The sequence below is a fragment of the Streptomyces sp. NBC_01410 genome (assembly GCF_045040195.1).
Classification (GTDB): domain Bacteria; phylum Actinomycetota; class Actinomycetes; order Streptomycetales; family Streptomycetaceae; genus Streptomyces.
Genome location: NZ_CP109530.1, coordinates 4,562,686 through 4,588,362 on the forward strand (window position 1 = coordinate 4,562,686; position 25,677 = coordinate 4,588,362).

General features: G+C 71.0%; 29 protein-coding genes and 1 pseudogene. 14 read left to right on the forward strand and 16 right to left on the reverse strand.

Features of this window, described 5'->3' with window-relative positions; translation table 11 throughout:
• Positions 1 to 111: 111 nt before the first annotated feature.
• The gene (locus tag OG741_RS20895; protein WP_405600040.1) at positions 112 to 2,184 is read left to right on the forward strand and encodes a PhoX family protein; all 2,073 of its coding nucleotides are present in this window, start codon (positions 112 to 114) and stop codon (positions 2,182 to 2,184) included.
• A gap of 6 nt (positions 2,185 to 2,190) precedes the next feature.
• Here OG741_RS20895 and OG741_RS20900 read toward each other — a convergent pair whose 3' ends face one another.
• Together OG741_RS20900 and OG741_RS20905 are read right to left on the reverse strand one after the other, a co-directional pair.
• Positions 2,191 to 3,162, reverse strand: a complete 972-nt coding sequence (locus tag OG741_RS20900; protein ID WP_405605687.1) for a hypothetical protein — start codon at positions 3,160 to 3,162, stop codon at positions 2,191 to 2,193.
• Between the two features lie 14 nt (positions 3,163 to 3,176).
• Positions 3,177 to 4,652 carry an APC family permease gene (locus OG741_RS20905; RefSeq protein WP_405600042.1) on the reverse strand — a complete coding sequence of 492 codons (1,476 nt, stop codon included), beginning with the start codon at positions 4,650 to 4,652 and terminating at the stop codon, positions 3,177 to 3,179.
• Positions 4,653 to 4,897: 245 nt separating this feature from the next.
• Here OG741_RS20905 and OG741_RS20910 point away from each other — a divergent pair, with 245 nt between their 5' ends.
• Positions 4,898 to 5,299: an RNA-binding S4 domain-containing protein gene (locus OG741_RS20910; protein WP_405600044.1), complete on the forward strand. Its 402-nt coding sequence runs from the start codon at positions 4,898 to 4,900 to the stop codon at positions 5,297 to 5,299.
• A gap of 499 nt (positions 5,300 to 5,798) precedes the next feature.
• Here OG741_RS20910 and OG741_RS20915 read toward each other — a convergent pair whose 3' ends face one another.
• From OG741_RS20915 to OG741_RS20935, 5 genes are all read right to left on the reverse strand, one after another.
• Positions 5,799 to 7,796 (reverse strand): FUSC family protein, encoded by a 1,998-nt coding sequence (locus OG741_RS20915; RefSeq protein ID WP_405600046.1) that lies wholly within the window; start codon positions 7,794 to 7,796, stop codon positions 5,799 to 5,801.
• An 80-nt stretch (positions 7,797 to 7,876) separates the two neighbouring features.
• Positions 7,877 to 8,122 carry a DUF2630 family protein gene (locus tag OG741_RS20920; protein ID WP_324990664.1) on the reverse strand — a complete coding sequence of 82 codons (246 nt, stop codon included), beginning with the start codon at positions 8,120 to 8,122 and terminating at the stop codon, positions 7,877 to 7,879.
• Between the two features lie 11 nt (positions 8,123 to 8,133).
• Positions 8,134 to 9,078 carry an NADP-dependent oxidoreductase gene (locus OG741_RS20925; RefSeq protein ID WP_405600048.1) on the reverse strand — a complete coding sequence of 315 codons (945 nt, stop codon included), beginning with the start codon at positions 9,076 to 9,078 and terminating at the stop codon, positions 8,134 to 8,136.
• Positions 9,079 to 9,150: 72 nt separating this feature from the next.
• A complete protein-coding gene (locus tag OG741_RS20930) occupies positions 9,151 to 10,215 on the reverse strand; it encodes an endonuclease/exonuclease/phosphatase family protein (RefSeq protein ID WP_405600050.1) in 1,065 nt (354 codons plus the stop codon).
• Complete coding sequence (locus OG741_RS20935) at positions 10,196 to 10,903, reverse strand: TetR/AcrR family transcriptional regulator C-terminal domain-containing protein (protein WP_405600052.1); 708 nt, start codon at positions 10,901 to 10,903, stop codon at positions 10,196 to 10,198. Before OG741_RS20935 ends, OG741_RS20930 begins: the two co-directional genes overlap by 20 nt.
• A 127-nt stretch (positions 10,904 to 11,030) precedes the next feature.
• Here OG741_RS20935 and OG741_RS20940 point away from each other — a divergent pair, with 127 nt between their 5' ends.
• Positions 11,031 to 11,294, forward strand: coding sequence for a hypothetical protein (locus OG741_RS20940; RefSeq protein WP_405600055.1), 264 nt, complete (start codon positions 11,031 to 11,033; stop codon positions 11,292 to 11,294).
• An 18-nt stretch (positions 11,295 to 11,312) separates the two neighbouring features.
• Complete coding sequence (locus OG741_RS20945) at positions 11,313 to 12,122, forward strand: MBL fold metallo-hydrolase (protein WP_405600056.1); 810 nt, start codon at positions 11,313 to 11,315, stop codon at positions 12,120 to 12,122.
• Between the two features lie 42 nt (positions 12,123 to 12,164).
• On the opposite strand, the gene OG741_RS20950 is transcribed toward OG741_RS20945, so the two are convergent.
• Genes OG741_RS20950 through OG741_RS20965 form a run of 4 tightly spaced genes read right to left on the reverse strand, consistent with a single transcriptional unit; the run spans position 12,165 to position 15,064 of the window.
• Complete coding sequence (locus tag OG741_RS20950; protein ID WP_405600058.1) at positions 12,165 to 12,629, reverse strand: hypothetical protein; 465 nt, start codon at positions 12,627 to 12,629, stop codon at positions 12,165 to 12,167.
• A gap of 22 nt (positions 12,630 to 12,651) precedes the next feature.
• The gene (locus OG741_RS20955) at positions 12,652 to 13,080 is read right to left on the reverse strand and encodes a hypothetical protein (protein ID WP_405600060.1); all 429 of its coding nucleotides are present in this window, start codon (positions 13,078 to 13,080) and stop codon (positions 12,652 to 12,654) included.
• A gap of 8 nt (positions 13,081 to 13,088) precedes the next feature.
• The gene (locus tag OG741_RS20960) at positions 13,089 to 14,666 is read right to left on the reverse strand and encodes a peptidoglycan-binding protein (RefSeq protein ID WP_405600062.1); all 1,578 of its coding nucleotides are present in this window, start codon (positions 14,664 to 14,666) and stop codon (positions 13,089 to 13,091) included.
• A 14-nt stretch (positions 14,667 to 14,680) separates the two neighbouring features.
• On the reverse strand, positions 14,681 to 15,064 hold the full coding sequence (locus OG741_RS20965) for a hypothetical protein (protein ID WP_405600063.1): 384 nt from the start codon (positions 15,062 to 15,064) through the stop codon (positions 14,681 to 14,683).
• Positions 15,065 to 15,234: 170 nt separating this feature from the next.
• Here OG741_RS20965 and OG741_RS20970 point away from each other — a divergent pair.
• Both OG741_RS20970 and OG741_RS20975 read left to right on the forward strand, forming a co-directional pair.
• Positions 15,235 to 15,342: pseudogene (locus tag OG741_RS20970) on the forward strand (cold shock domain-containing protein); the annotation flags it as partial.
• Between the two features lie 113 nt (positions 15,343 to 15,455).
• Positions 15,456 to 15,896, forward strand: coding sequence for a VOC family protein (locus OG741_RS20975; RefSeq protein ID WP_405600065.1), 441 nt, complete (start codon positions 15,456 to 15,458; stop codon positions 15,894 to 15,896).
• Here the strand turns inward: OG741_RS20975 and OG741_RS20980 are convergent.
• Together OG741_RS20980 and OG741_RS20985 are read right to left on the reverse strand one after the other, a co-directional pair.
• Positions 15,865 to 16,935, reverse strand: coding sequence for a hypothetical protein (locus OG741_RS20980; protein WP_405600066.1), 1,071 nt, complete (start codon positions 16,933 to 16,935; stop codon positions 15,865 to 15,867). The two genes, OG741_RS20975 and OG741_RS20980, sit on opposite strands and share 32 nt — an antisense overlap.
• Before the next feature lie 116 nt (positions 16,936 to 17,051).
• Positions 17,052 to 17,951 carry a hypothetical protein gene (locus OG741_RS20985; RefSeq protein ID WP_405600068.1) on the reverse strand — a complete coding sequence of 300 codons (900 nt, stop codon included), beginning with the start codon at positions 17,949 to 17,951 and terminating at the stop codon, positions 17,052 to 17,054.
• A gap of 177 nt (positions 17,952 to 18,128) precedes the next feature.
• On the opposite strand from OG741_RS20985, the gene OG741_RS20990 reads away from it, so the two are divergent.
• On the forward strand, positions 18,129 to 18,506 hold the full coding sequence (locus OG741_RS20990; protein WP_405600071.1) for a hypothetical protein: 378 nt from the start codon (positions 18,129 to 18,131) through the stop codon (positions 18,504 to 18,506).
• A gap of 34 nt (positions 18,507 to 18,540) precedes the next feature.
• Here OG741_RS20990 and OG741_RS20995 read toward each other — a convergent pair whose 3' ends face one another.
• Positions 18,541 to 19,146, reverse strand: coding sequence for an FMN reductase (locus tag OG741_RS20995; RefSeq protein WP_405600073.1), 606 nt, complete (start codon positions 19,144 to 19,146; stop codon positions 18,541 to 18,543).
• A gap of 4 nt (positions 19,147 to 19,150) precedes the next feature.
• Positions 19,151 to 20,233, reverse strand: coding sequence for an LLM class flavin-dependent oxidoreductase (locus OG741_RS21000; protein ID WP_405600075.1), 1,083 nt, complete (start codon positions 20,231 to 20,233; stop codon positions 19,151 to 19,153).
• 151 nt (positions 20,234 to 20,384) lie between these two features.
• Here OG741_RS21000 and OG741_RS21005 point away from each other — a divergent pair, with 151 nt between their 5' ends.
• Positions 20,385 to 20,513, forward strand: a complete 129-nt coding sequence (locus tag OG741_RS21005; protein WP_222123134.1) for a DUF6126 family protein — start codon at positions 20,385 to 20,387, stop codon at positions 20,511 to 20,513.
• 40 nt (positions 20,514 to 20,553) lie between these two features.
• Here the strand turns inward: OG741_RS21005 and OG741_RS21010 are convergent, their stop codons facing one another.
• Complete coding sequence (locus OG741_RS21010; protein ID WP_405600078.1) at positions 20,554 to 21,336, reverse strand: hypothetical protein; 783 nt, start codon at positions 21,334 to 21,336, stop codon at positions 20,554 to 20,556.
• A 42-nt stretch (positions 21,337 to 21,378) separates the two neighbouring features.
• On the opposite strand from OG741_RS21010, the gene OG741_RS21015 reads away from it, so the two are divergent.
• From OG741_RS21015 to OG741_RS21040, 6 genes are all read left to right on the forward strand, one after another.
• A complete protein-coding gene (locus OG741_RS21015) occupies positions 21,379 to 21,528 on the forward strand; it encodes a hypothetical protein (RefSeq protein ID WP_405600080.1) in 150 nt (49 codons plus the stop codon).
• 30 nt (positions 21,529 to 21,558) lie between these two features.
• Positions 21,559 to 21,813: a hypothetical protein gene (locus tag OG741_RS21020; RefSeq protein WP_405600083.1), complete on the forward strand. Its 255-nt coding sequence runs from the start codon at positions 21,559 to 21,561 to the stop codon at positions 21,811 to 21,813.
• Positions 21,814 to 22,102: 289 nt separating this feature from the next.
• Positions 22,103 to 24,136, forward strand: coding sequence for an FAD-dependent oxidoreductase (locus OG741_RS21025; RefSeq protein ID WP_405600085.1), 2,034 nt, complete (start codon positions 22,103 to 22,105; stop codon positions 24,134 to 24,136).
• 20 nt (positions 24,137 to 24,156) lie between these two features.
• A complete protein-coding gene (locus tag OG741_RS21030) occupies positions 24,157 to 24,696 on the forward strand; it encodes a PadR family transcriptional regulator (RefSeq protein ID WP_405600087.1) in 540 nt (179 codons plus the stop codon).
• A gap of 83 nt (positions 24,697 to 24,779) precedes the next feature.
• Positions 24,780 to 24,962 carry a hypothetical protein gene (locus OG741_RS21035; protein ID WP_405600089.1) on the forward strand — a complete coding sequence of 61 codons (183 nt, stop codon included), beginning with the start codon at positions 24,780 to 24,782 and terminating at the stop codon, positions 24,960 to 24,962.
• A gap of 44 nt (positions 24,963 to 25,006) precedes the next feature.
• On the forward strand, positions 25,007 to 25,672 hold the full coding sequence (locus OG741_RS21040) for a class I SAM-dependent methyltransferase (RefSeq protein ID WP_405600090.1): 666 nt from the start codon (positions 25,007 to 25,009) through the stop codon (positions 25,670 to 25,672).
• Positions 25,673 to 25,677: the final 5 nt, after the last annotated feature.

The window sequence follows — 25,677 nt, forward strand, 5'->3', positions numbered from 1 at the left end:
TTCATTCGCCGTTCACTTCCCGGCTGCCACATTGAGCACGTTTACCCCTAACGTCGCGGCGGAACATATTCCGACACCATTGTCGGCGCGGGTGCGCCGGAGGAGGACTAAGTGCGCAAGCTGCTGCCGCTGTTGAACACGAACGCCCACGCGGGCGGACGTTCCGCTCTCACCTGCCGCTTTCGCTGCGGCGATGCCTGTTTCCACGAGGTACCGAACACCAGCGACAACGAGTACGTCGGCGATGTCATAGCCAGCGCCCTGTCGCGGCGTTCCATGATGCGTGCCGCCGCCGTGGTGACCGTCGCCACTGCCGCCGGTACCGCGACCGTCATCGGTGCCGGTGGCGAGCAGGCCTCCGCCGCGACCGTCGGTGCCGCCGAGCGTCACGGCGACGGACAGGGCAGGACCGGCGGCGCCCGCGGTCTCCGCTTCGCCGCCGTCGCGCCGAACAAGGACGACAAGGTCACCGTCCCCGACGGGTACGCGCAGAACGTCGTCATCCGCTGGGGCGAGCCGATCCTCCGCGGTGCCCCCGCCTTCGACGCCGACAAGCAGACCGCCGCGGCGCAGGCCGGCCAGTTCGGTTACAACAACGACTTCCTCTCGCTGCTCCCCCTCTACGGTGAGCGCGGCCGTCAGGTACTCGTCGCCAACCACGAGTACACCGACGAGGTCCTGATGTTCCGCGGCTACGACGCCGCGAACCCGACCCGCGAGCAGGTCGAGATCGCCTGGGCCGCGCACGGTCTGTCCGTCGTCGTGGTTCAGGAGGAGAGCCGCAGCGGCAAGCTCACCCCGGTCACCCGTCACGCGCTGAACCGCCGCCTTACCGCGACCAGTGAGTTCAAGATCACCGGCCCGGCCGCGGGCAGCGCCCTGCTGCGTACGAGCGTCGACCCGACCGGCACCAAGGTGCTCGGCACGCTCAACAACTGCGCCGGTGGCACCACCCCGTGGGGCACCACCCTCCACGGCGAGGAGAACTTCAACCAGTACTTCGCCAACGGCGGGGTCAGCGCCACCGACAAGCGGTACGGCCTCGCGGCGGGCGCCTCCGAGCGCAAGTGGGAGCGTTTCGACAAGCGCTTCGACATCGCGCAGGAGCCCAACGAGTCGCACCGCTTCGGCTGGGTCGTCGAGCTCGACCCGTACGACCCGGAGTTCACCCCGCGCAAGCGCACCGCGCTCGGCCGCTTCAAGCACGAGGCCGCGCAGCCCCGCCTGACCGACGACGGCCGCCCGGTCGTCTACATGGGCGACGACGAGCGCTTCGACTACTTCTACAAGTTCGTGTCGAGCAAGCGCATGAAGAAGGGTTCGAGCCGCTCCGCGCGCGAGCACAACCGCACGCTCCTCGACGAGGGCACGCTGTACGTCGCCAAGCTGACCGGCGACTCCCCGGCGGCGGAGATCGACGGCACGGGCAAGCTCCCCAACGACGGTGAGTTCGACGGCAGCGGCGTCTGGATCCCGCTCGCCACCGGCAACACCTCGCACGTCCCCGGCATGACCGCCGAGGAGGTGTACGTCTTCACCCGCCTCGCCGGCGACAAGGTGGGCGCCACCAAGATGGACCGCCCCGAGGACGTCGAGCCGTCCCCGCGCACCGGCCGCGTGTACATCGCGCTGACCAACAACAAGGACCGCGGCGCTGCGGGCAAGGCCGGCGCCGACGAGGCCAACCCGCGCAACGCCAACAAGCACGGCCACATCCTGGAGCTCGCCGAGAACTGGGACGACCCGGCCGGCGACGGTTTCGCGTGGCGGCTCTTCCTGGTCGCCGGAGACCCGAACGACCCGGCCACGTACTTCGCGGGCTACCCGAAGGAGAAGGTCAGCCCGATCTCCTGCCCGGACAACGTCGCCTTCGACCCGCACGGCAACCTGTGGATCTCGACGGACGGCAACCAGCTCGGCTCGCACGACGGTCTGTTCGGCGTGGCGACCAAGGGCGAGCGGCGCGGTGAGCTCAAGCAGTTCCTGACCGTCCCGGCCGGTGCCGAGACCTGCGGTCCGATCATCCAGGACCGGCGGGTGCTCGTCGCCGTCCAGCACCCGGGCGAGCTCGACGGTGCGTCCGTCGAGAAGCCCGCGAGTGTCTGGCCGGACGGACCGGGCAAGATCGTCCGCCCGGCGGTCGTCGCCGTCTGGCGCAAGGACGGCTGCGACATCGGCGTCTGACGCCTGTCACGAGGTGGCGCGCACCTGTGCGCGCCACCTCAGGAATTCCTTTGACGCGGGTCCCGTGTACGACCACGGGACCCGCGCCGCTTGCCGCCCGAGCAGCCCGAACAGCTGCCGGGCCTCGTCGGCCAGGCCCGCGTAACAGGCCGCGTGCGTCAGATAGTTGAGCTCGCCCATCTCCTCCGGGGCCGCCGGGCCCCGCCCGCGGCCGCCGATCCAGCGGTCCCAGGTGCGCCGTACCTCGGTCACCGCCAGCTCGTGGTGCCAGTGCCTGCCGAAGTCCCGTACCGGCGCGGGACCCGTCGCGCCCTCGGTGACATGGCGGTACTCCTCCACCCGGGCGATCTGCACCAGTACCGGCAGCGGCGACCCGGGCGGCGCCGCGCCCGCGGCGTCGCGGGCGAAGTCGTACATCCGGCCGTGGGTGCCGTGCCAGCGCGCCGAGTGGTAGCGCAGCAGCTGCACATGGCCCTCGATGTTGTGCGGGTCGCGCCGCCGCAACTCGTCCCACCAGCCACGCAGTTCGCGCCGCGGCACGCCCGTCTCGTACAGCCGGGCCACCGTCAGCAGCGACACCCACGGCATCGGGTCGTCCGGCTCGGCGTCGGCCGCGCGCAGGCACGCCAGTACCGTCGCATCGAGCCGTCCCTGGTCGAGCGCGGCTCTGCGGCCGGACTCGATCGCCTGGTGGAAGACGCGTACGACCTCGGTCGCCGCCCGCAGCACCTCCGCGTCCGGGCTTCCGGGCTCCGCCGCACGCCAGGCCTCCACCGCCGACGAGCCGGCGGCCGCGTGCGCGAGCAGCCGCAGCCGATGGGTGCGCAGCGGCCAGTCGGCGCCGGTGGCGCGCAGCAGATCCCGTACGCCCTGCCAGCGGCCGATCACGATGTCGTGCACGGCGTCGGCGAGCGGCCGATCGCCGAAAGCGGGATCGAAGTCCGGTACGAAACCATCACGTCGGCGGCGCGCGGCCATCTTCGGCACGTCCCTCAGAAGTCTGTCGCCAGCGCCTGGTCGGCGTAGTCGGTGTGCTGCGAGGCGGAGTTGGCGTACCGCTCCTCGGCGGCGATGGCCCGCGTCGCGTCCAGTCTGGCGGGTCGGTAGTACGAACTCCCCTGCCGCCAGTAGTGGATCATCGGCACCAGACCGGCGGCGAGACCGCCGATACCGATCGCGATCGAGGCCGCGCTCAGCCTGCTCAGTGCCTCGACAAGAATCCAGAGCATGAACAGCGCCCCGAGCAGCGGCCACGCTCCGCCGAGGACGAAGTCCCGTACGGACGTGAGCAGGGCCTTGCGGTACGCGACGACGGCGGCGATGCCCGCGAGGCCGTAGTAGAACGCGATCTGCAGGCCGATCGCGGAGACCGCGGCGGAGAGCACGTCGCCGACGGAGCCGAGCGCGGTGGAGGCGACGAACATCGCGAGCGCCACCGCCCCGACGACGGCGACCGCGACCCAAGGGGTGTTCCAGCGCCGGTGCACGGTGCCGAGCGCGGTGGGCATCGTACGGTCGCGGCCCATCGCGAACAGTGAGCGCGTCACCTGGATCAGGGTGGTCTCCAGGGTGGCGACGGTGGACAGCAGCACCGCCACGACCAGCAGTTTCCCTCCGACGCCCGGCCAGATCGCGTCCCCGAGCGCGCCCAGCACATTGGCGCCGCCCGCCCGGATGTCCTCGCTGGTCAGGATCATGTTCACGGCGATGGTGAAGGCCTCGAAGAGAAGGAAGACGACGCCGAGACCGACGAGCGAGGCGAGTCCGGCCGTGCGGCGGCTGTCGCGGGTCTCCTCGCTGAGATTGCTGGTGACGTCCCAGCCCCAGTAGTAGAAGGCGGCGACGAGCGCGCCGGAGGCGAAGCCCGCCGGTCCGTCGAAGTGCGAGAAGCCCAGCCAGGACCAGTCGAAGGCGGCGGCATAGCCGGTGTGCAGCAGCGCGGCCACGACGAAGAACAGCAGGATCGCCAGCTCCACGCCGGACATCAGCAGCTGCGCGCGCACGGTCAGCCGCGCGCCTGCGACGACGACGAGCAGCATCGCCAGGAACCAGGCTGCGCCGGTGGCCGTCGCGAGTGCGGTGTTCCCGGCGAGGTCCGGGTCGAAGAGCGCGAGGGTCATGGCACCGGCGGGCAGCGATCCGGCGACCATGAAGATCGTCGCGGAGACGACGAGGGCCCAGCCGGACAGAAAGCCGAGGAAGGGGTGGACGGTCCGGCCCACCCAGGAGTAGCTGGCGCCCGCGTTGACGTCGATCCTGCCGAGTCGGCCGAAGGCCAGGACGATGCCGAGCATGGGGATCGCGCAGTAGAGCAGCGCGGCGGGTCCCGCGAGACCGACGGAGGCGACGAGTACGGCGGTGGTGGCCGCGATCGAATAGGCGGGGGCACTGCCCGCGACAGCCATCACGATCGTGTCGAAGGTGCCGAGGACATTGGGCTGAAGCCCTCTGCCGGAGTTGGTGCGCATAGGACTCTCCGAATGCCCTGGTGATGCCTGGTGCCGGATGTGCTTGTGTCACACGACATGTGTCGGCACGTCAGAAACGAATGCCCGCTGCAGAGTGAAGGCCCGCGAGAAGGCCTCCGTGAAGGGAGAACGTGCGCATCGTAGTCGGATGCGTGCGCTGGGGTGAGGGGGTGGGGCCGCTCCCGAGGCGGGCGCCGAACGAATTGCCGGTGCGGGCGGCGCGGGCGGACTCGTAGAGTCGATATATGACTGCAGACGTTTCGGACGAGGGAACGGTACGGGTCGACACCTGGATCTGGTCGGTCCGCCTCACCAAGACCCGCTCGCAGGCCGCCTCGGCCTGCCGGGCCGGACATGTCCGGGTGAACGGCGACCGGGTCAAGCCCGCGCATGCGGTGCGCTCGGGGGACGAGGTGCGGGTCTTCCACGCGGGGCGGGAGCGGGTGGTGGTCGTCTCGAAGACCGTCCGCAAGAGGGTGGGCCCACCGGTGGCGGTCCAGTGCTACGTGGACAACAGCCCGCCGCCCCCGCCGAGGGAATTCGTGGCCCCGGTGGCGATCCGGGACCGGGGCGCGGGGCGCCCGACGAAGAGGGACCGGCGAGAGATGGAACGCTTGCAGGGGGGTGGGGGCGGCCCGGTCCGCTGAGGGTTCGGGGTCGCCCGGTGCGGGTCTTGGGCGGTCCGGGGTGCGGGCCCGCGCGGGGCGCGGGTCTTGGGCGGTCCGGGGTGCGCCGGTGCCGTGTGGTGCGGGGTGGGCCGCTGCGCGGGGCCTTTCCCCACCCCGCCCTCCCCCTACGGCCTGGCGGCCGTGGGAGGTACCCCCATCCCTCAACCGGGGCTCCGCCCCGGACCCCGGTCCTCAAACGCCGGACGGGCTGAATGGGCGACCCGGCGCCACGGGGGTGCGGGTTCGCCTGCGAAGCCACCCACCGGGCATCAACCACCAACGCCCCCTGGCCCACGTCCACCACGGACGCTGGAAACGCGGGGACGACCCTGCACCGCCCCTCCCCACCGGAACGGTGCATGCCCGGGCGGTGCGAAGCTGCCGCAGGGGGTGTGGGGGCGTTAGCCCCCACCAATCCCCTGGGGTCCGGGGCGGAGTCCCGGTTTCGGGAAGGGGCGGGTAGGGGAAACAAACCTCCTCACCCCGAACCGCCCGGCGACGCGATCGCCCTCGCCGCTCTCACCTCCTGCCGCAGCGCCCCCAGCACCCCCTCCTCGCCCCCCTCCAGCTCCGCCTTGACCTCCACCAGCACCTCACTCGCCCGCACGCCCTCCGCCAGCTCCCGCAGCTGCTGCTCGATCTCCGCCACCTCCGCCCGCGTCGGCGGCTCCGCCCCGTGGTTGACCCGCACCCGCGCCGCCGTCGTCGCGTCCACGATGCGTTCGACGGCGACGACCAGCGGCCACCAGGCCGCCGCCCGCGCCCCCGTCGGCGGTGGTTCCGTCAGGGCGCGCTGGAATTCCGTGCGGACGGAGGACAGGTCGCGGTAGATCCGCCGTCGGCGGCGCACCCGTTCCGCCTGGTCCGCCGTCGACTCGGACCCGAACGCGTACGCCACGTACCCCGCCGTGTCCTCCACCGCCGCCGCGAGCCGGTCGCCGATGCGGGTGTGCCAGCTTTCGGGCCAGAGCAGATAGCCGGCGACGAGCGCGATCGCGCAGCCTATGAGGCTGTCGACCAGACGCGGCAGGACCAGGTCGAAGCCCTGGTGGTTGAGGAAATCGGAGAGCAGCAGGATGACGGGGGTGATGGCCGCCGTCTGGAAGGCGTAGCCCTTCGCGGAGAAGGCCGGGACGAGTGCCGCGAGGACCATCATGACCGGCACGTCCCACCAGCCGCGTGGCACTTGGGAGAGCACGGCCGCCGCGACGACCAGACCGCCCGCCGTACCGAGCGCGCGCAGGACCGCGCGGGAGAAGACCGAGCCGAAGTCCGGTTTGAGTACGAAGGTGACGGTGAGGGCGACCCAGTACGAGCGCGGCACGGGCACCAGCGAGACCAGGGCCTGCGCGAGGCCGATGCACAGGGCGAGCCGCAGGCCGTAGCGCCAGGACGGTTCGGAGAGCAGGAGGTCGCGGGCCGTGCGGCGGGCGCGGATGCGCAGGGCCGCGGGCCTGCCGAGCCGGTCGTCGACGTTGTAGGGGTCGGGGTCCGCCTCGTGGACGACGACCGCGGCGTGCCGCAGCGCGGCTTCGACGGCGCGGTCGGCGGGGCCTTCCGGTTCGGGCAGCTCCAGCCGGGGCGCCTCGCCCCGGCCCTTGTCGACCGCGTCGGCCAAGTCCCGTACGGCCGCGGCGATTTCGGGCTGCCGCGAGGCCCGCCCGTACAGGTGCGCCGCTGCCGCCGCCTCGACGAGCGGGATCAGTACGTTGAGCTGCGCGAGCAGCCGGACGAGCGGGCTGCTCCGCCCGTGGTCGCGGGCCCGCCGGGCGAGGATCAGGTCGTAGGAGGTGTTGAGGGACTGGGTGACGGCCTGGCGTTTCTCGTCGTAGTCCGTCGTGCCCGCCGCATCGAGAAGATCGGCGACCGAGCGGTACGTGGCGGCGACCGCCGTCCGCTCCGGCATGCGTCCGCGCAACGGCCAGGCCAGCAGCGACAGTACGAGGACGAACAGACCGCCGAGCGTGAGCAGCATCGGGGCCTTCCACCAGGGCCCGGGCATCGGCAGCCCCGCGCCCACCACCGCGTTGAGCAGGAGCAGCAGCCCGGACACGGAGGCCACCGCGCCGATCGACGAGATCATTCCGGAGACCAGCGCGACCAAGGTCAGTGCGGCGACCGCGAGCCAGCCCTCTCCGTAGACGAGCGTGCCGAGCGTGACGCCGATGGCGCCGAAGAGCTGCGGGACGGCGATATTGAAGATCCGCATCCGGTACGCGTCGGCGGTGTCGCCGATGACGCCCGACAGCGCGCCCATCGACACCAGCGCGCCGTACACGGGCTGCCCGATCGCGAGCCCGACGGCGAGCGGCGCGGCGAGCGCGACGGAGGCACGGGCGACGGCGGCCCAGGGCACGGGCGCGGACTGCGGCCGCAGGCTGTTGAGCAGCCACTCGGGTGGGGACAGGCGCCCCGTCGGCGCCGCTGATCCGGAGGATCCCGTGGAAGTCCCGCCCTTGTCTTCACGCATGGTCATCAAAAGACCTCGAAGTGGGCGGCCCGCGCAACTCTCCTGCGTAACTCCCCTTCGCCACTCGCCTGAGGGAAGGCGGGCGGTCAGCCCAGGTAGCCCTCCACCTCGTCGGCGGGCTGCACCCTCGCCGTGTCCGGGTCCTCCCCGAACTCCGCCTTGGCGCGGCGCCGGCGCAGCAGGTCCCAGCACTGGTCGAGCTGGACCTCGAGGTCGCGCAGCCGCGCCTGCTGGCCGGAGTCGAGGCCGTGCTCCTCGGACGTGCGCGCCCGCAGCGCGCGTTCCTCGGCGACGAGTTCGCTGATGCTGCCGAGTATCTGGTCGTTGTCCATGGCTCCTGCTCTCAGAGTACGAAGACCGTCTTGCCGCGTGCCCCGCCCGCGCGGGACCGCGCGAGCGCGTCCGGCGCTTTCTCCAAGGGGAGTTCGGCGTCCACGGGCGCCCGCAGGGAGCCGTCGGCGGCGGCCGCGGCCAGGGTGTCCAGCAGGGCGGCTGAGGGGTGCTGCCGGAAGTCGATGCCCTCGACGCCGGCCGGGAGCCGGGCCTCGCCCGCCACGCCGCGGGTGGTCAGCGCGCGGCCGCCGGCGTGCACGAGGGCGGCGTTCGCCGCGAAGGAGGAGGCGTCGGCCGACACCAGGTCGACCAGCACGTCGACGCCGTCGGGGCAGGCGTCCCGTACCGCGGACGGAAGATCGCGGGAGGTGGTGTCGATGGTCGCCGCCGCGCCGAGCGCGGACATCCTGCCGTGCTCGTCGCCGCGTACGGCCGCCAGGACCTGGATGCCACGGGCCGCGGCGAGTTGGGTCAGGAAGGTGCCGACGCCGCCCGCGGCGCCGATGAGCAGCAGGGACTGCCCGGCGCCCACCTTCGCCGCGTCCAGCAGCTGCGCGGCGGTCATCCCGGCCGTGGGCAGCATGGCCGCCGTTCTCAGCGGGAGGCCGTCGGGGACGAAGGCGATGGCCGCGTCCTGCGGCATGACCACGTACTCGGCGTACGTACCGGTGCCGACCGGCGGCCTGGTCGCCTGGCCGAAGACCGCGTCACCCACCCGGAACCGGCTGTCGCCGGGGCCGACCACATCCACCCTGCCCGCGAAGTCCGAGCCGATGACCAGCGGGAAGACATGCGGGACCCGGCCGGCGAGCGCTCCGTCGGCGGCTTTCCAGTCGAAGGGGTTGAGAGCCGCGTACGCGATCTTCACCAGCACCTCGCCCTCGCCGGGCTCCGGCTTGGGTACCTGGATCAGCTCGGCCTCGGCCTTGAAGGCCCTGACCGCGACAGCGCGCATCCGGAACGCCTCCTGACGGACGGCCCCTGCTTCTCACCACCCTCACGACCCCACTCTTACGCGGGCGCGCACTCAGCGCACGTCGTGCAGTTCGAGCCCCACGAGCAGCGCGCGGTGATCGGTGTCCGCCAGGTCCAGGAAGCGTGCCGAGCGGACCGAGAAGTCCTCGCTGACCAGCACATGGTCGATCTGCGCGCCCAGCGGGCGGCGGACCGCGGTCGGCCAGGACGGGGTGCGGTCCGCGCCCACGAGGGTGGCGCTGTCGCGCAGCTGACCGGCGTCGAGGATGCGGCGGAAGGCGGCGTGATCCTGAGTGGCGTTGAAGTCGCCTGCCACCAGGGTCGGCTCGCCCTTCACCCCGCTCGCGTACGAACGCACCCGGCCCAGATCGCGGCGCCAGTCGCCGATGGCGCCGGGCATGGGCGGCAGGGGGTGCGCGAGCTGCACATTCACCGGGTGCCCGGCGACGTCGGCGACCGAGCCGGGCATCGCGAGCTCACTGTCGATCCCCGGCGCCGCGCGCAGCGGATACTTGCTGAGGATCGCCGATCCGGCGGCCGAGTAGCCCTCGACGACATTGCGGTACGGATAGTCGGTGCGCGAGACCCTGGCCGCGAGCACGTCCGAGCAGGTGCTGTCGCATTCCTCGACGAAGACCAGGTCGGGCTTTTCCCGGCGGATGGTGGCCAGCAGCCCCTCGGTGGCGTTCCCGAACTCGATGTTCGATGCGAGCACCGTGACGCGGGCGACGACCCGCCCCGGCGGATCGTCGGTCAGCCCGGTGTCGTACGGCCTGACGAACCACCCCGTGACGGCGAGTACGGCGGCGGCCCAGATCATGCCCGTACGCCAGCGCGCGAGCAGGGCGAGCAGCAGTGCGGCTCCCGCGGGCAGCAGCAGCCAGGGCAGGAAGGCGAGCAGCTGGGGGACGGGCGTGATCCCGTCGGTGTCCGCGACACGGCAGCCCACGACCACGCTGGGAGCGAGGAGCAGCAGGCCCGCGAGCCAGGCAGCGGCGCGCCGTCCGTCCGAGGAGCGGAAGGATGCGTCCGCAGGCGTGTCCGGGGCCGCCGCCGATATGGCGCTGTTCACAACCGGCCTCCGAGCCGCGGGATGGTCAGTCCTCCTTCGGAGCATACGGGCGGAGGGCGTCGATCAGCAGCTCTACCCCGAAGGTGAACTCCGCATCGTGATCGATCACCGCGAGCTTCGGCGCGAGTTTCGCCACCGCCGGGAAGCCCGAGTTCGCGAGCTGCTCCGTGCGCTCCCGTACCGCCGACTCGTCCTCACCCTTGACCGAGGGCGAGTGGAATTCCCGCAGCAGGGAGCCGACCTGGAAGGCGATGAGCAGCCGCAGGGCGTGTACGGCGTCCGCCTCGTCGAAGCCGTGGTCGAGCAGGACGGCGAGGGAGCAGTTGATGGTGGGGAGCGCACTGGGGGAGGACAGCTGGCGGGTGAGGACGAGCTCGCAGGCGCGCGGGTGGCGCAGGGACGCCCGCCGGAAGGCGTGCGCGACCGAACGGATGCCGTCCTCCCAGCCGCCGCCGGAGCGGCGGGAGAGCTGCATGTCATGGGTGATGAACTCGGTGACTCCGTCGAGGACGTCCGCCTTGCTGTCGACATGGTTGTAGAGCGACATGGCCTGGACACCGAGGGTGGTGGCGATCCGGCGCATGGAGAGCGCGTCCACGCCCTCGTTGTCGATGATCGTCAGCGCGGCCTCGACGATCCGCTCGCGCGACAGCGGCTCGCGGGGTTCCCGCTCCTCGCCAGGGGCGGATGTGCTGCGCTCCGTGGGGTGTTGACGGGATCTTCCGTCAGACATCGGGGGGCTCCTGGGTGGGTTTCGCGGACTCGTGCCCTACTCCTTGACGACTTACAGCGTAAGTGCTTCTCTCGGTCCCGTACTTACGGCGTAAGTACGGAATGGACTGGCCTGGAGGGCCCGGAAGATGAGCAAGGAAGCGCGCGAGGCACTCGTCCTCGCGCACATGGCGAGCGAGAACCGGCACGCGCACGGCGGCACCCGGAAGACCTTCGGTCAACCCCGGTACGAGACCGTCGCGACGGGTCAGCTCGTCGACGGGCCCGCGGCGGACGCCACCGGTCGGCGGGTTGAACTGGTCTGCGAGCGCGGCCACTTCGCCCCCTCGGCCGCCCCCGCGACCGTCCCCGCCCGGCTCGGCCTCGCGCCGTCCCTCCCTCTCCCCGCGTAAGCCGGAGGCGCGCAACGCATGTCTGTGCCCACCGTCCACCATCTCGACTGCGCCCCGATGCATCCGGTCGGCGGCGCCCCGCTGGTCGCCCACTGCCTGCTGGCGGAGACCGGCAGCAGCCTCGTCCTCATCGACACGGGCCTCGGCACCGCGGACGTGGCCGACCCGCGGCGGCTCGGCACGTTCTTCCGGCGGACCATGCGGCCCCAACTGGCCATGGCGCACACGGCGTACCACCAGATACGGGCGCTCGGATACGACCCGCGCGACGTGCAGGACATCGTGCTCACGCATCTCGATCTCGACCACGCGGGCGGTCTCGCGGACTTCCCCGATGCGCGGGTGCATGTGATGGCCGACGAGTACCGCGCGGCGATGCGCCGCGACACGCGCCTTGACGCCGGCCGCTACATCACCGCGCAGTGGATCCACGGCCCGCGCTGGACCGTCCACGACACGGCGGACTCCAACTGGCACGGCTTCGCGGCATCCCGTGTCCTGCGCTTCCCGGACGTCCTGATGGTCCCGCTGCCGGGCCACACGCGGGGCCACTGCGCGGTGGCGGTCCAGCAGCCGGACCGCTGGCTGCTGCACGCGGGCGACGCGTACTTCTTCCACGGCGAGATGGACCTGCGCAGACCGCGCTGCCCCCGCCCGCTGGCGCTGCACCAGCGGCTGGTGGCGGAGAACCACGGCCAGCGCCTGACGCAGCTGGAACGCCTGAGGGAGCTGCGCAGGGCGGACCCGAGGCTGATCCGTATCTTCTCCTCGCACGACGCACAGGAGTTCGCGACGCTGAGCACGGAGAGTTTCGGCCACGTGAGGTGACGGGTCGGGTGCGCGGGGGCGTCGTGTGACCTGCGCCCCCAACTACGGCCGTAGCGCTCGTAGTTGGGGGTGCTGACCCGCGTGGCCGGGGGAGGCGGGGAGGGGCGCCTGAGGGGCGCCTGCGGCCCGGCTGCCGCGGCGCAGGCCGATGAGCTCGGCGACGGTGTCCAGCCAGCGTGCGGCGCGCGCCTCGTCGTCCGGTGCGCCCGCGACCTGCGCGGCGGTCTCCAGCCAGTCCCGCAGGTGGGCGGACGCGGCAGTGGACGGCAGGGGCTCGGGCAGTCCGGCCGCGTACAAGAGGCCGCCGGCCCGGACGATCTTCGCGACGTACGCCACCGAGCGCGGCAGCACTCCGAGCCGGTCGAGGGTGACGGCGGCGGCGATCGCACCGTCCCCGAAGAGCGCGGTGCGGAAGGTGTCGCGGCTGAGGCCGTGGCGCAGTAGTGCCTCGATGTCGGTGGCGGCGAGCACCTCGTCGTCGGTGCGTGGGGAGCGGTCGTGGACCATCGTCGTTCCGTTCCGGTCCGGCTCAGCGGACGGTGATCGTATAGAGGTAGTAGGCGGGTTCCTGGTCGGCGTTCTTCGGGGTGCTCGTGGCCGTCGGGACCGGCGACGCTGCGACCTCGTTGGCGCTGCTGCACCGGGCGTAGGGGCAGAACAGCAGCTTCACCGTCGCCTTCCCGGGCGAGAGTGCGGTGAAGTCGAAGAACTGAGCTCCGTCACTGACACTGTCGTCCTCGCGGAAGCCCCGGTACTCCAGGACTTCCGGGTCCGGGCGCGGGTCCGCCAGGTACCAGTTCTGGCCGAGCTCTGGGCTGGCCGGGACCTTCAGCGTGAACTGCTCGCCGTGGTCGACCGAGACAGTCCGCTCGTCGGTCTCGTACTCGGAGTCGCCGCAGCCGGTGAGGACGAGGAGCAGGGCGGCCAGCACGGGCGCCGTACGCAGAGAAGACGGCATGGACACCCTCAGTTCCGCTCGATGTAGACGGTTTCGACATCGCCGTCGTGGGCCTTTGAGTAGCGGTCGTCGGTGGCCGCGCTGAGGTCGCCGTTGATGAAGTCGTCCTCGCTCACCCACGCGGTGGTGCCCCAGGGGTTGTAGACCTGTAGCTTCCCGTCCTCGTGCCCGACGATCACCAGGCTGTGGCCGACCCAGTCGCCGTTCTCGTCCTTGCGGGAGATGTTGATGGGGACCGGCTTGCCATCGGCCACGGACTTCTCGATGTCGGGCAGGACACCGCGCCGGTCGTCGGCGCCGTCCATGTCCTGCGTGTCGTACTTGTCGCCGGTGTGCGGGCCGATCTCCTTGTTCGAGATCTCCTCCTGCCCGTCGGAGTCCATACCGGCCGGGTGGCGGTCCCACCACCAGCCGTCGTAATCGCCGTCGCCCTCCTCGTTCATCCGGAACTGCTCGTCGTGCAGACGCTCGCGGAAGTGATCGGGGTCATTGTCCTGGCCGTCGGGACCACCGGTGAGCTCGAGGGCGTAGACCGGATCGACCAAGGCGCGCGCGGTGACCGTCGAGGACGGCACGCAGGTCGCGTCGTCCTGGGACCAATTCTCGTCACCGAACTTCTGGTCCTCCTTCCCCTTCTGCCCCGGGGTCATGCCGGTGGTGACCGGCGCCAGGTGCTCCTGGAGCCACGTCGAGTCCTTGCCGTGGATCTTCCCGCCGAACTTCTCGACCTCACCGACGTCGTAGCCCGAGGCGAGGGCCTTCATGAGGTACGCCTTCTCCTGCGGGCTCGACGCGTTCGCCAGGAGCAGTTCCATACGGGCCCGTTCGGCGGGCGAGAGGTTCTCCATGGCGCGGCCCGAGCGTTCGAGGTCGTTGGCGCTGAGGATCTCGTTCAGTTCGGCGTCGCCGCCGACGTTGCTGGTGTCGGCGAGGGCGAGGCGGTCGGCGGCGGTCAGTTCGTCGGTGTCCATCTGGCCGGCGCGGGCCTCGGCGGCGAACTTGTTGAGGTCGCGGGCCGCGACGCGGGCGGCGTCGTCGGCGTCGGCGGCCGCCGTGTGCAGGTCGTCGACGCCTTGGGAGGCCAGCGAGCGGGCCCGCAGACGGAGTTCCTCCTCGTCGTCGTCCTCGTGCCAGTCGTCGAAGAAGCCGTCCTTGCCGCCGAGCATGGTGCGGGCGTCGCGCAGCTTGCCGCGGCCGGTGCCGTCCTTGGACTGCGCGATCTCCAGCGCGTCGGACAGCGCGATCAGTGCCTTGCCACCGCCCTGGAACGCCTCGATCATTTGCTGGGCGTCGCGGGCGGCGGCGCCCACCACGTCGGAGGCGAGGACGCTCGTGTCGCCGACCCAGACCTGTGGCAGACCCTTGCGGGCGATCTTGGCGATCCGGTCGCTCACCTTGTCGGCCTCGTCGGTCTGGCCGGTGTAGCGCTTGCCCAGGGCCTCGATCACCTTCGGGTCGCCGACCGGTGCCGAGACGCCGAGGGCGTCCTCGATCGCGTCGATCAGGTCGTTCTTGCTGCCTGCCGAGGAGATGCGCCCGCGCAGGCCGTCGAGCTTCTGCCTGCGGTCGTTCGTGGATTCCGTCATGGACGCGTGCCCCGTCAGTAGGAGGCCAGCGCGGACGGGCGCTGGGCGTGAGCCGGCATCGTGCTGACGCCCGGGTCGGCCGCCGAGCCGACGGAGACGGCGTGGGCCCCCGTACGGACGTCGATGTCGGAACCGCGGTACGCGTGGCTGGAGAGGCGGACCTTGTCCGCGAGTTCGTGCAGGGCCGCCTCGAGGACCTTGGTCTCGGCCTCCCAGGCGGCCGCGAACGCGTTGAACGCGGGCCCGGTGTCGGAGCCGCCGAGGGCGTCCTGCGTGTAGCACATCGTGCTGGCGACGGCCTTGCGGATCTTGCCCACGTCGTTGCCGGAACCGTCCAGTTCGCCGGCCTGGCCCGACATGCCCTTGTGCCCGACCTGGTAGCCCTTCGCAGAGGTCATGACCCTTCCCCCGTTTCCCGCGTCCCCGACCCCGACCCAGCTTCCGGACAGGGAAGTTGGGCCAGGTCACAACCGTCAGGAAGTTAGCAGATGACTGCCATGGACACGCCCGGCACCACAGGTTCCCCACAGGCCTCCCGCGCATGTGCCACCCGCCAGATGGCCGGGTCCGCACCCTCTCGCCCGGCCGGCAAGTGGACCTCTCGTGGGAAGCCCCAGGCTTCAAACAGGACGGCTACGACTACCGGGCCGTGAGCATCGTGCCTCACCCCGTCTGACATCCAAGCCTGACCACATCAACTCCTGAAGCGGATGTCGAGAACGGCCTGGCGGCTACGTCTCAGGGGCAGATGCGGCCATCGTGGCCGTGCCACACCCAAGGAGGCTCAGCATGACGATCCAGCGGATGGACAACGTCCTCATCGTTGTCGACGACCTTGACACTGTTATTGCGTTCTTCGTGGAACTTGGCATGGCGCTGGAGGGCAAGGCGCCAATCGAGGGACGTTGGGTGGAGCGTGTCATCGGGATCGACGACGTCCGACAGGACATCGCAATGCTGCGGACCCCGGACGGCCACGGCCGAATCGAGCTGGCGAAGTTTCACACGCCGAAGGCGATCAGCGCCGAACCGAAGGACGCACCGGCGAACACGCTGGGCATTCGTCGCATCATGTTCGCCGTCGACGACATCGAGGACGTCGTAGCCCGCCTGCGCACCCACGGCGCCGAACTCGTCGGCGAGCTGGCGCAGTACGAGGACAGCTATCGGCTCTGCTACGTCCGCGGCCCCGAGGGCATCATCGTCGGGCTGGCCGAGCAGCTCGGCTGAAGGCCGCCGAAGAACCCACCGCCCCAGCACCCGCCTCTTCCTGAGCGCGCAGGTCTCCGTGGAGACGGGCGAACACCGCGCACACCAGCGGCATGACCACCGGAGGCAGCAGGAGAAGGGCCACGGCTGTGGGCAGGATCATCACCAGCACGCCGGTGATCCACACATTGTCGTCGCTGAGCCACAGCATGCCGAGTCCGGCGGGGTGGGCGAGGGGAGCGGCCGCGTACCGGGCGAGCCAGAAGACGAGCACGGCGGCCGCGGTGACCAGCGTGCCCGCGCCGAGGGTGCGCCATCGTGCGCGGCGGGTCAGCACCCAGGAGCGGTACAACGCCACGAATGGGGAACGGCGCTCCAGCACCGTCTCGGCGGTGGCCACCGACAGGCGGAAGTACAGCAGCGGGCCGAGACACCACACGGCGATCGGCAGCACCCATCCCACCAGTGCGTACTGCGGGGTCGCGGTTTCGTGCAGGGGCGTGGGCTCGACACCAGGCACCTTGCCGCTGTCGACGATGCTCCACAGCACCAGGCCCGCCACCGCTATGGCGCCCACAGCCAGTCCGGTCAGCGCGTTGACCACGAGGGCGGCGGGAAGGCGCCGGCGGGTGCGCCGCCACAACTCGCCGGTGGCCAGCGGTCCGCCGTCGCGCGTGGCATGAGAGTCGCCGACGGCGTACGCGGTGTGCAGGACGGAGACGACGAGGAGTGCCAGAACGAGCAACAGCAGCGACACCGCGACACCGGCCCTTACCAACGGGGGCATGCCACCGTCGGCGTAGGCAACGTAGGAGTCCTCGTTGGCGATGTTGGAGTCCGCGTAGTCCCGGACGCCCTCGAAGGTGTCCCATGTCGCCGCGAATCCGCCGGCCACGATCGCGCAGCCGAGCACGGCTGTCAGGGCGGACACGCGGAGCGTGAGGCCGCACAGCGCGCTGCGGTAGCGTCTGACGACGCCGAGCGCCCCGCCGATGCCGTCGGCCGCCCGGTCGGTCACTGCGGCGTCGGCTCCCAGCCGTTCCCCCTCATTGCTGATCACCGCCGCACGCTAACGCCGGCGGGGACTCGTCGTCACCTGGCCAGGCACGCTCCGTCTCAGTTTCCGTCTCATTCAGTTCAGCCTCGACACGTTCCATGCGGTCCTCCGAGCTGACATCACCATCCGACATCAACGACAGTGCACAGGCGTTGTGTTGGGCGGTCGCGAGCGGTTGGGCCGAAGTGCGCCCGCCGCCACCGCCCCACCCCCCACGCCCCCACCGCAATCCCCACCCCCACCCCCGTCATCCACCACGACGTCGTCCGAAGCGTCTGCGTCAGGACGTCGTACACCGCCCCCGCCGCCGCGCGGTCGACGTCCGGGGGGAGGTCGTCCAGGGCGAGGCCGTGGCCGATCGTGACCACGAGGCGCAGCAGGGCGCCGCCCGCCGCGAGGGCGAGGCCGAGGCCCGTCAGGGCGCGGACCCGGCGTGCGGCGAGCAGCAACGCGGCCACCGCGAGCAGCAGCGTCGCCACCGGCAGCCACACCCCCGCGATCTGCAGCCCGTCGAAGACCTCGCGCGCCACGCCGAGCTTGTCGGACTCCAGGATCGTGATCGGGGTGCGCTCCACGGGGATGTGGTCCGCGAACGGCACCCCCTCGTCGCTGAGCTGCTGCTTGACCTGCGCGAAGACGGGCCCCAGGTCCATGCTCACGCTGTCGCCGTTGTCGCTGGTCAGCGCCTGCTCGACGGCGGTGTGCGCCGCGCGGTTGACCGTGTTCCAGGCGGTTTTGTAGGCGTCGGTGCCGGAGAAGGAGAACACGGCCTCGTGCAGCAGGTTCCGTACACCTTCATGGAAGAGACCCGCGTCGAACTTCGCCATCGCCTCGTCGGTGATGCGGTCGGCGACGGCGTTCTGCACGGCGGGGTCGGCGGCGAGCGGCGCCATCGTGGCGACATAGCTTTCGGTGTCGCCCATCTCCCTGTCGGCCCAGACCGCGAGCGCGCTCAGCGGCGTCAGGAGGGCCACGAGGACGAGCAGCACCGCCGACGCCGCTGAGAGGAAGCTCCGCACAGCTCAAGGGAACGCGGGCCGAGGGCCGCTCGCGAGCGGTGCGCCGCCGACCGGGCGGGTGCGCGTGCTGGTCATCCCCGCCCGTCGTCCGAGCCTGTCGCCGGACTTGCCAGGCGGTGGGCGCGGGTGTGCTCTGAAAGGAGGACGCGGGGGACGAGAGGAAGGGAGCTCTCCGCCATGGCCGCACACGCAGCGGTGCCCGCACGGCACCACGGTTCTCTCGGCTGGGCGATGCCCGTCTGCCTGGGCCTCGCCTACGGCACCTACGTGCTGTTCATCCGCCACGCCTGGGGTGACGTCACCTGGGGTGATGTCCTCTACGCCTTCGTCGCCGGCGTGGTTCTCGCGGCGCTGGCGTTCGTTCTCGGCCGGACCCAGCACCTGCTGCCGCGTGAGCTGCGCGCCGGGGCGTACGGGGCACTGTGCGGCGTGGCCGTCGGCTTCCTGTACAGCCTGACCGGGGCGAGCGTTCTGAGCTCCGTCGGGATAGGGGCCATCTTCGGCGCGGTGATGCTCGCCGTGTCCTTCTACCTCTTCTACATGAGAGAGGACTAGCGGGTGCCCCTGCCGGGGCACCCCCTGTGACGACCTACGCGATACGGGCCGCGGGCACCTGCGCACCCGTCCTGACGCCCGCGCCGACGCTGCCCGTCATCAGGCCCGCGAGCTCACCGCCCGCGCGTTCGATCCGCTGCGGCAGCGTGTCGGTAAGGGCGTCGCCCGTCCCGCCCCAGTCCTCCGAAGCCGCGTAGACCGCCGTCGGCACGACCAGCGCCCGCAGATGGGCGAACAGCGGTCGCAGCGCGTGCTCCAGCACCAGCGAGTGCCGTGCCGTTCCACCGGTCGCCGCGATCAGCACCGGCTTCCTGGTGAGCGCATCGGGCTCGATCAGGTCGAAGAACGACTTGAACAGACCGCTGTACGAGGCCGCGAACACCGGCGTCACCGCGATCAGCCCGTCCGCGTCCGTCACCGCCTCGATGGCGTCGGCGAGCGCGGGCGCCGGGAACCCGGTCACCAGATTGTTGGCGATCGGCACCGCCAGCTCACGCAGCTCGACGACGCGCACCTGCACGTCGACGTCCTGCTCGCCGAGCCCGCCCCGTACGGACTGAGTCAGCCGGTCGGCCAGCAGCCGGGTCGACGACGGCACGCTCAGCCCCGCCGACACGGCGACCAGCTTCAGCGTTGTCATGTGGTTATGCCTCCTTCGTGGCTACGTCTACGGCGGGGTGCAGCGGCGCGGTCTGAGGCACACCCGCCGGCCGCAGGTTCGCGAATTCCTTGCGCAGCACCGGTACGACCTCCTCGCCGAGGATGTCGAGCTGCTCCAGGACCGTCTTCAGCGGCAGTCCGGCGTGGTCCATCAGGAACAGCTGGCGCTGGTAGTCGCCCACGGCCTCGCGGAAGCCGAGCGTGCGCTCGATGACTTCCTGCGGGGAGCCGACGGTCAGCGGGGTCTGCTCGGTGAAGTCCTCGAGCGAGGGCCCGTGTCCGTAGACCGGTGCGTTGTCGAAGTAGGGCCGGAACTCGGCCACCGCGTCCTGGGAGTTCTTGCGCATGAAGACCTGTCCGCCGAGTCCGACGATGGCCTGCTCGGGGGTGCCGTGGCCGTAGTGCGCGTAACGCTTGCGGTAGAGCTCGACCATCTTCCTGGTGTGCTCCATCGGCCAGAAGATGTTGTTGTGGAAGAAGCCGTCGCCGTAGTACGCGGCCTGCTCGGCGATCTCGGGGGAACGGATGGAGCCGTGCCAGACGAACGGCGGGATGCCGTCCAGCGGGCGCGGCGTCGCGGTGAAGCTCTGCAGCGGCGTACGGAACCTGCCCTCCCAGTCCACGACGTCCTCGCGCCACAGCTTGTGCAGCAGGGCGTAGTTCTCCATGGCGAGCGGGATGCCGTGGCGGATGTCCTGCCCGAACCACGGATAGACCGGCCCGGTGTTGCCGCGGCCCATCATCAGGTCGACCCGGCCGTCGGCCAGGTGCTGGAGCATCGCGTAGTCCTCGGCGATCTTCACCGGGTCGTTGGTGGTGATCAGCGTCGTGGAGGTGGACAGGATGAGGTTCTCGGTGCGGGCGGCGATGTGCCCGAGCAGGGTGGTGGGCGAGGAGGGCACGAAGGGCGGGTTGTGATGCTCACCGGTCGCGAAGACGTCGAGTCCGACCTCTTCGGCCTTCAGCGCGATGGCGACCATTGCCTTGATCCGCTGGTGCTCGGTCGGCGTACGGCCGTTGGTCGGATCGGTGGTCACATCGCCGACGGTGAAGATCCCGAACTGCATCGTGGTCGCCTCCAGGGGGCCAGTTGGTTGAATCCTAAACTGCCAGCTGGAACGGAGGACGGGTTTCGTCTATTCCGCCGCCCGTACTCTGGAGCGACGGATTGACTGAGTGACTTAGCGAATGACGCAACGGTGACGAGAGGAGCGACGGGTGAGCGAGAGCGAGAGCTGGAAGGAGCGGGGGGTTGCACTCCGGGTCTTCGTGTACATCTTCGCGACGCATCTGTTCGCCGGGTTCGTGTACCTGCTCTTCTACGTGGGGGAGCACGCGCAGAAGTAAGCAGAAGTAAGCGGACCCGCAGCACCCCCGGCCGCCCCGCTCAGCCCTTCCCCGCCGCCGTCGCGAACAGCTGGCGGAACGCGTCCGCCGACTCCGAGCCCGAGCGGCCGAACGGTGCGTCGAAGTCCCAGACCAGGAAGAGCAGGAACGCGATCAGCGCGCTGAAGAGGCCTGCCATCAGCAGCTCCCTCGGTGTGCGGCCGATCTGCAGAGTGAAGATCAGGCCGACCGTCACCAGCGCGCCGGTGATCAGGCCGAACCACACCACACCCGGCAGCGTCTCCCCGGCGTTCTCCGCGCGGGCGTTGCGCGCGTCGTCCGCGATCGCGATCTGGTCGAGCATCGGCTGGTAGGCCTGCGCCTCCAGTTCGCCGGCCGGCGCCCTCTCCGCGATGCCGGTACGGACCGCCGCGAGCAACTCCGTGCCACGGTCGGGCAGTTCGTTGTGGTTGACCATCCTCGGCCATTCCACCCGGACGACATGGGAGACGTACCGGTTGATGTCCGCATGCAGCTTCTCCCGGACGTCGGCCGGATAGACCTGGGCCCGCTGGGACACCTCGTGGAGGGCCTGCGCCTCGCGCCGTACGTCGTCCTGCGCGGCGCTCCGCGCCTCCCACACGCCCGCGATGGCCAGACCGAGCACGATCGCGTACACGACGCCGACCATCATCGTCATGTATTCGAGGACGTCGGGCGTCTCGCTGCCGTCCTCCTCCGCCACCCCCGCCCTGCTCAGCCGGTACTGCCTGAACAGCACGATGACGAGGACGAAGGCGCACGCGGCGGCCATCGCGAGGACCAGGACCAGCCATTCCGACATGACAGTTCTCCGGAGGGTGTGTGGGGAGCCGGGGAGGGGACGGTGGTTCAGGAACGGCCGCGCCCGGAGGCGGCGGACCGTGAGCGGGGCCGCAGCGCTGCGGCCGCCAGGACCGCCGGGGTGGTTGTCACCAGCATCAGGACCGTGAGCGGGGTCCCGGTGGCGGCCGGTTTCCCGGTCGCCCGGCGGTAGTTGCGTACGGCATGGACGCTCGGCCGCGCCGTGGGCGTCGCCCCGGGAGCCGGAGCCGGAGCGGCAGGCGGATCCGCGGCGGGTGCCTTCGAGGGGGCGGGTCCCGGGGGCCGGGGCGAGGGCGGCTCGGGCTCGACCGGCGCGGGCGACGGCGGCGGGGGCGGGGGCGGCGGGCCCGCCGGAGTGCTGGGCGGTGCCGGAGCCGACGGCACGGGCTGCGTGGGCGTGGGCACGGGAGCAGGTGTCGGCGTCGGTCTTGGCGCCGGCGTGCAGCTCCCGATGTGAACCGACAGCGGCCCGACGTCCACGCACAAGGCGATGCCGCACCCCTGCGAGCCCAGAATCGCCACGATCCCCAGTACGCACAACTGCTTCCATCCCGCCACAGCGGCACGCTACGGGCGCGCGACCCGGCCGGACCACCACCATCACCCTTACGACTGATCAGCACACTTGTCGGACTGTCGCGACCGAGTAGCCGAGATCACCCGACCCACTCTTTTGCACCTTGTTGCATAATCGCTTCGGGGTCGCTACAACTGGACCGTCGACCCCTGCGCGAGGAGGCGCCCCCATGAGCCCGAACCCGAACCCGTACCCGCATCTGCTGAGCCCGCTCGACCTCGGGTTCACCACCCTGCCCAACCGGGTGCTCATGGGCTCCATGCACATCGGCCTCGAAGAGGCGGAGAACGGCTTCGAGCGGATGGCCGCCTTCTACGCCGCCCGCGCCCGCGGCGGCGCCGGCCTCATCGTCACCGGCGGCATCGCGCCCAACGACCGCGGCCGCCCGTACGAGGGCGGCGCCAAGCTGACCACCGAGGCCGAGGCGGAGCAGCACAGGACCGTCACCGAGTCGGTGCACGCCGAGGGCGGGCGCATCGCGATGCAGATCCTGCACTTCGGCCGGTACGCGTACCACGCGGACCTCGTCGCGCCCAGCGCCATCCAGGCCCCCATCAGCCCCTTCGTCCCGCACGCCCTCACCGACGCCGAGGTCGAGGAGACCATCGAGGACTACGTACGGGCGGCACGGCTCGCGCAGTCCGCCGGGTACGACGGCGTCGAGATCATGGGCTCCGAGGGCTACTTCATCAATGAGTTCATCGCCGCCGCCACCAACCACCGCACCGACCGCTGGGGCGGCTCGTACGAGAACCGGATCCGGCTCCCCCTGGAGATCGTCCGCCGCACCCGTGAGCGCGTCGGCCCCGACTTCATCCTGATCTACCGCCTCTCCATGCTCGATCTCGTCCCCGGCGGCTCCTCGCTCGAAGAGGTGGTCACGCTCGCCAAGGAGATCGAGGCGGCCGGAGCGACGATCATCAACACCGGGATCGGCTGGCACGAGGCCCGTATCCCCACCATCGCGACCTCGGTGCCGCGCGGCGCGTACACCTGGGTGACCAGGAAGCTGATGGGCTCCGTCTCCGTCCCCCTGGTGACCAGCAACCGCATCAACACCCCCGAGGTCGCCGAGCAGCTGCTCGCCGAGGGCCGCGCGGACATGGTGTCGCTGGCCCGCCCGTTCCTCGCCGACCCCGAATTCGTCGCCAAGGCGCAGGCGGACCGCGCGGAGACCATCAACACCTGCATCGGCTGCAACCAGGCGTGCCTGGACCACACCTTCAGCGGGAAGATCACGTCCTGCCTGGTCAACCCGCGCGCCTGCCACGAGACCGAGCTGGTGCTCTCCCCGACCCGGCTGCGCAAGCGCGTCGCCGTGATCGGCGCGGGTCCCGCGGGGCTCGCCTGCGCGGTCTCGGCGGCCGAGCGCGGCCACGAGGTGACCCTCTTCGACGCGGCGGACGAGATAGGCGGCCAGCTGAACGTCGCCAAGCGGATCCCCGGCAAGGAAGAGTTCAACGAGACGCTGCGCTACTTCCGTACGCAGCTCGAACTGCACGGCGTCGAGGTCCGCCTCGGCGTCCGCGCGACCGCGGACGAGCTCGCGTCGGCCGCGTACGACGAGATCGTGGTCGCCACCGGGGTCACGCCCAGGACCCCCGAGATCGAGGGCGTCGACCACCCGAGCGTCCTCAGCTACCTCGACGTCCTGCGCGACGGAGCGCCCGTCGGCGAGCGGGTCGCGGTCATCGGCGCGGGCGGTATCGGCTTCGACGTCGCGGAGTTCCTGACCGACGGCGGCGAGGGCGCGAGTCTGGACGCCGAGACGTACTTCCGGCAGTGGGGCGTCGACACCGGCTACAGCGCGCGGGGCGGCCTGAGGGCGCCCGAACGCCCGAAGCCGCCGCGGTCCGTCCACCTCCTGCAGCGCAAGAGCAGCAAGGTCGGCGCGGGTCTGGGCAAGACGACGGGCTGGATCCACCGGACGGAACTCAAGCACCGCGGGGTGACGATGACGGCCGGGGCGACCTACGAGCGCATCGACGACGAGGGCCTGCACGTCAGCGTCGACGGTACGACCACCGTGCTGCCCGTCGACACCGTCGTGCTGTGCGCCGGCCAGGAGCCGCAGCGCGGACTGTACGAGGAACTGAGCGCCGCGGGCCGCTCGGTGCACCTGATCGGCGGCGCGGACGTGGCGGCCGAGCTGGACGCCAAGCGTGCGATCGACCAGGGCACGCGGCTGGCGGCCAGGCTCTAGGGGATCCCTAGGATCTGGCCATGTCCCTCCCGCACGCGATCCTCACGGCCCTGCTCGAAAAGCCCTCGTCGGGTCTTGAGCTGACCCGCCGCTTCGACAGGTCGATCGGCTACTTCTGGTCGGCCACGCACCAGCAGATCTACCGCGAGCTGGGGAAACTGGAGCAGGCGGGCCATATCCGGGCCCTTCCCGCCGCGCAGCCCACCCGCGGGCAGAAGAAGGAGTACGAGGTCCTGCCCGCGGGCCGCGAGGAGCTGACCGCCTGGGTCGCGAGGTCGGAGGACCCCAAGCCGGCGCGCGACCCGCTGCTGCTGCGGCTGCGCGCCGCGGGTGTGGTGGGCAGCGCGGGTCTGGAGGCGGAGCTGGAACGCCATCTCGTGCTGCATCGGCGCCAGTTGGAGGAGTATCTGGCGATCGAGGAGCGCGACTTCCCGCCCGACCGGCAGGCGACGGAGCAGGACCGGCTGAGGCATGTGGTGCTGCGGGGCGGGATCGAGCTGGAGACGTTCTGGACGAAGTGGCTGACGGAGGCGCTGGCGGGTTTCCGTACGGGAGCCTGACGTTTGCGACGTCCGGCCTTCCGTCTCCTGCGGACGGAGTAGCTCGGCATGCGGCGTCTGACGGCCCGTGAGACGTTCGCCGGGTGACCGATTCCATGTTCGCCGTCTTCGTCGCGGCAGCTTTCGCTCTGATCGTGACCTCCGTGCGCGGCTTCTCCCGCGCCGGAGGTACGGACCCGTCCGCCGAGGCGCGCTCCGTGACGCTCGCGCTGTACGGCTGTGGTGTCGCCGTACTGACGTTGGCCCTGTTCATCGCGAAGACGTAGCACGGCAACGGGCATTGTCAGTGGCGGCTGGCACGATCGTTTGCATGACCGGGACGACTGCTTCGATCACCGACTACTGGGACGCCGCCGCGGCCGCCTTCGACGACGAGCCGGACCACGGTCTGCGCGCCGAACAGACGCGCACCGCGTGGGCCCGGCGCCTGCGCTCCTGGGTTCCGTCCGGCCCGGCGGATGCGCTCGACGTGCTCGACGTCGGCTGCGGCACCGGGTCCCTGTCCCTGCTCCTCGCCGAGTGGGGTCACCGGGTCACCGGGGTCGACCTGGCGCCCCGCATGGTCGACGAGGCCCGCGCGAAGCTGGGCGCGGCGGGGTTCGCGGCCCGTTTCCTGGTCGGCGACGCGGCGCTGCCGCCGACGGGCGACGAGCGTTATGACGTCCTGCTCTCGCGGCACCTGCTGTGGACCCTGCCCGATCCCGAAGCCGCCCTGCGCGAATGGGTCGGGCGCCTGCGGCCGGGCGGTCTGCTGGTGCTGATCGAGGGCCGCTGGCGCGAGGCGGGCCAGACGGGTGTGCCCTATGTGGCCGGAGCCGAGTCCCTGCCGTGGCACGGCGGCATCGGCGCGGAGGCACTGGCGGCCGCGGTGCGCCCGCTCGTAGGCACGCTGCGCATCGAACTGCTCAGCGACGACCCGCAGTTGTGGGGACGCCCGGTGACGGACGAGCGGTACGCGCTCATAGCCCAGGTCTAGGCAAA